The sequence below is a fragment of the Kitasatospora sp. NPDC090091 genome (genome assembly GCF_044747365.1).
GTDB lineage: Bacteria > Actinomycetota > Actinomycetes > Streptomycetales > Streptomycetaceae > Kitasatospora.
Genome location: NZ_JBIVDY010000055.1, coordinates 1 through 3,436 on the forward strand (window position 1 = coordinate 1; position 3,436 = coordinate 3,436).

Sequence of the window (3,436 nt, forward strand, 5' to 3'; positions counted from 1 at the left end):
CCGAAGAAGTCGGCGTCGAAGTGGGTGGCGTTGTGGAGGAAGCCGCCTTCGCGGGTGTAGCTGGTGCCGGGGGTGTCGGGGTCGGGGTTGTAGAGGGTGTCGGTGTTCCAGCCGCGGTTGGTGGGGAAGGGGGTGATGGCGTCGTGGCCGGTGGCGACGAGGTTCCACAGGTCGTCGGGGGAGCCGACTCCGCCGGGGTAGCGGCACCCCATTCCGACGATCGCGATCGGCTCCCGCGACGATGAGACGAACTCGTCGTGTTCCCGCTGGAGTCGCTTGTTCTCCAGCAGGGACGCCCGCAGCGCCTCGACGATCTTCTCGGTAGGCATGGTCATGATGTTTGAACTCCGTGTGTCAGGGCTGGTCAGGACTGGTCGTCGTCGCCGAGGGCCATCTGGACGAGCCCTGCGATATCCATGGTTGCGATCAGAGCCGCCTCGTCGGCGGGTTCGGGATTCTCGGGCTCGGTGTGTTGCGGGCCGGCCAGCCGCAGCAATGCCTCCATCAGGCCCGCCTCCTTGATCCGGGCCAACGGGATGGCCGCGATGGTCCGCCGCAGTGCCGCCTCGTCGGCGGCCGGTGCACCGGCGAAGGCGCCGTCGGCGGTCTCCTCGGGCAGCAGCTCGGCCAGCAGGTATCCGGCGAGCGCCTGTGGTGTCGGGTAGTCGAAGGTGAGGGTCGCCGGGAGCCGGAGCCCGGTTTCCGCGCTGAGCCGGTTGCGCAGCTCGACGGCGATCAGCGAGTCGAGCCCGAGCTCGCCCAGCGGGCGGTCGGGCACGATTGCCGACGGGTTGGCATGCCCGAGCGCCGTGGCGATCTGTGCGGACACGAAGGTGAGCGCGGCCTTGTCGCGGTCGGGGCCGGACACCCCGGCCAGGCGTCGCCTGAGCGCCTCGCCCGCGCCCGGAGCGGGCGCGGACCCGCCTCCCGCCGCGGAACGCACCGGCACCCGGACCAGGCCCCGAAGCAGCAGCGGCACCGCCGCCGGACCCTGGGCCCGGACCTTCGCCGTGTCCAGCCGCATCGCCACGACCAGGGGATGGTCGGTGGCGCGTGCCGCGTCGAAGAACCTCAGCGCTTCATCCGTGGAGAGCGGCGCCATGCCGGCCCGGGACATCCGGCTCAGATCCGCGTCGCCGAGGTGGGCCGTGATACCGCTGGTTTCCGCCCACAGCCCCCAGGCCACCGAGGTGGCCGGCAGCCCCAGGGCGTGCCGGTACTGGGCCAGTGCGTCCAGCGCGGTGTTCGCCAGCGCGTAGTTGCCCTGGCCGGGGCCACCGAAGGTGGCCGCCGCGGAGGAGAACAGGACGAAGGCGGCGAGGTCGTACTCCCGTGTGAGGTCGTGCAGATGGAACGCGGAGTCAGCCTTGGGGGCCAGCACACCGTCCACCCGGTCGGGGGTGAGCGACTCCAGCACGGCGTCGTCGACCGTACCCGCCGTGTGGATCACCCCGGTGAGCGGGTGCTCGGCCGGGATGCCGGCCAGCAGGCGCGCCACGGCGGGCCGGTCCGCCGTGTCGCAGGCCACGACGGTGACCTCGGCCCCCAGACCGGTCAGCTCCGCGCACAGGTCGGCGGCGCCCGGGGCGTCGGGTCCCCGCCGGCTGGTCAGCAGCAGGTGCCGCACACCGTGCCGGGTCACCAGGTGCCGTGCCACGTGTGCGCCCAGGGTCCCGGTGCCACCGGTGACCAGCACCGTGCCGTTCGGGGCGAAACCGGTGCCCGTCGCCCCGGATCCCGCGGCCTGCGCGGAGTCGCCGCCCGGGGCGGGAGCGGAGGCCAGCCGCTCCAGGCGGGGGACGAGGGCGGCGTCCCGGCGGACGGCGAGTTGCGGCTCGCCCAGGTCGAGCGCCACGGCGAGGGCCGAGCGACGCAGCACCGCGGCGTCACCGGACACGTCGCGGACCCCGGCGGCGTCCACGTCCAGCAGCGTCACCCGCCCCGGGTGCTCCGACTGGGCGGAGCGCACCAGCCCCCACAGCGGGGCCTGCACGAGGTTGGCGAGCGGGTCGTCGTCACCGGTGCTGACGGCACCCCGGGTGACCACGACCAGCCGGGTGTCGGCCAGGCGCTCGTCCGCCAGCGACCGCTGGAGCACGTGGAGCAGGCCGTGGGCGGCCTCGCGCACCGCGGCGGCGGTGGCGGGCGAGTCGAGCGCCTCCGTGGAACCGACCGTCGTCGGGGTGCCGTGACCCGTGTACGGGAGGAGGACCACGTCGGGCGTGGCGGCACCCGCCGAGAGCGCGTCCAGCAGCCCGCCGAGACCTGCGTGACGCTCGACCCGCGCGTCGCCGTCCGTGTCGACGATCCGCAGACCCGACGGGTGGTCGTCGGGTTCGACGACCGCCCAGCGCCCTTCGTCCGCGCCTTCGGCACCGGCCTGCAGCGGGTTCCAGGCCACCCGGTACAACGAGTCGCGTCCGGCCGTGCGCGCACCCTCCAGCTGCTGGGCCGAGACCGGACGCGTCAGCAGGGACTCCACCGAGGCCACCGGAGCCCCCAGGGTGTCGGTGACCGCCAGGCTCACTGCGTTCTCCCCGGCCGGGGACAGCCGCACGCGCAGTTCGGCGGCACCCGCCGCGTGCAGGGTCACACCGCCCCAGGAGAACGGCAGCCGTGCCTGACCCGAAGCGCGTTCCGCCTCGGACAGGAACGGGCCGAAACCCACCGCGTGCAGGGCGGCGTCCAGCAGCGCCGGGTGCAGCCCGAACGCCCCCGCGTCAGCCCCTCGCCGGTGGGAGGTCGCCGGGGCGTCCGGCAGGGCCAGCTCGGCGAACACCTCCTTGTCACTGCGCCAGACCGCCCGCAGCCCCTGGAAGATCGGCCCGTACTCCAGACCGGCCTCGGCCAGCCGCTCGTACATCCCGTCGATGTCCACCTGCGTCGCGTCCGAGGGGGGCCAGGCACCGGCCCACGCGGTCGACGCAACCCGGTCTCCCGGGGCCAGCGCACCGCCGGCATGGCGGGTCCACGGCTGATCCGCGGCGGCTTCGTCGGGCCGCGAGTACAGGGTCACCGACCGCCGGCCGGACTGCTCGGCCGGCCCCACCGACAACTGGATCTGCACAGCCTCGCCTTCGGGCAGCACCAGGGGCGCTTCGATGGTGAGCTCGTCCAGACGGTCGCAGCCCACCTCGCCGCCGGCGTGCAGGGCGAGTTCGACGAAGGCGGTGCCGGGGAGCAGGACCGTGCCCATGACGGCGTGGTCGGCCAGCCAGGGGTGGGTGGTGAGGGAGAGTCGTGAGGTGAAGAGGTATCCGTGGGTGTCGGCCAGGGGGACCGCGGCGCCGAGCAGGGGATGGGTGGTGGTGGCGAGTCCCAGGGCTGCTGGGTCGCTTGGGGTGGTGGGGGTGTCGAGCCAGTAGCGGTGGTGTTGGAAGGGGTAGGTGGGGAGGTTGGTGGGTGTGTGGGTGGGGGTGTGGTTGAGGGTGGTGGT

At 73.7% G+C, this 3,436-nt stretch carries 2 protein-coding genes; both read right to left on the reverse strand.

What is annotated here, in order from left to right:
- On the reverse strand, positions 1-335 hold a 335-nt coding region (locus tag ACIPSC_RS38970), incomplete at its 3' end, for a beta-ketoacyl synthase N-terminal-like domain-containing protein (protein WP_400835146.1).
- Positions 336-364: 29 nt separating this feature from the next.
- Positions 365-3,436: type I polyketide synthase (locus tag ACIPSC_RS38975; protein WP_400835149.1), on the reverse strand; the 3,072-nt coding region annotated here is incomplete at its 5' end.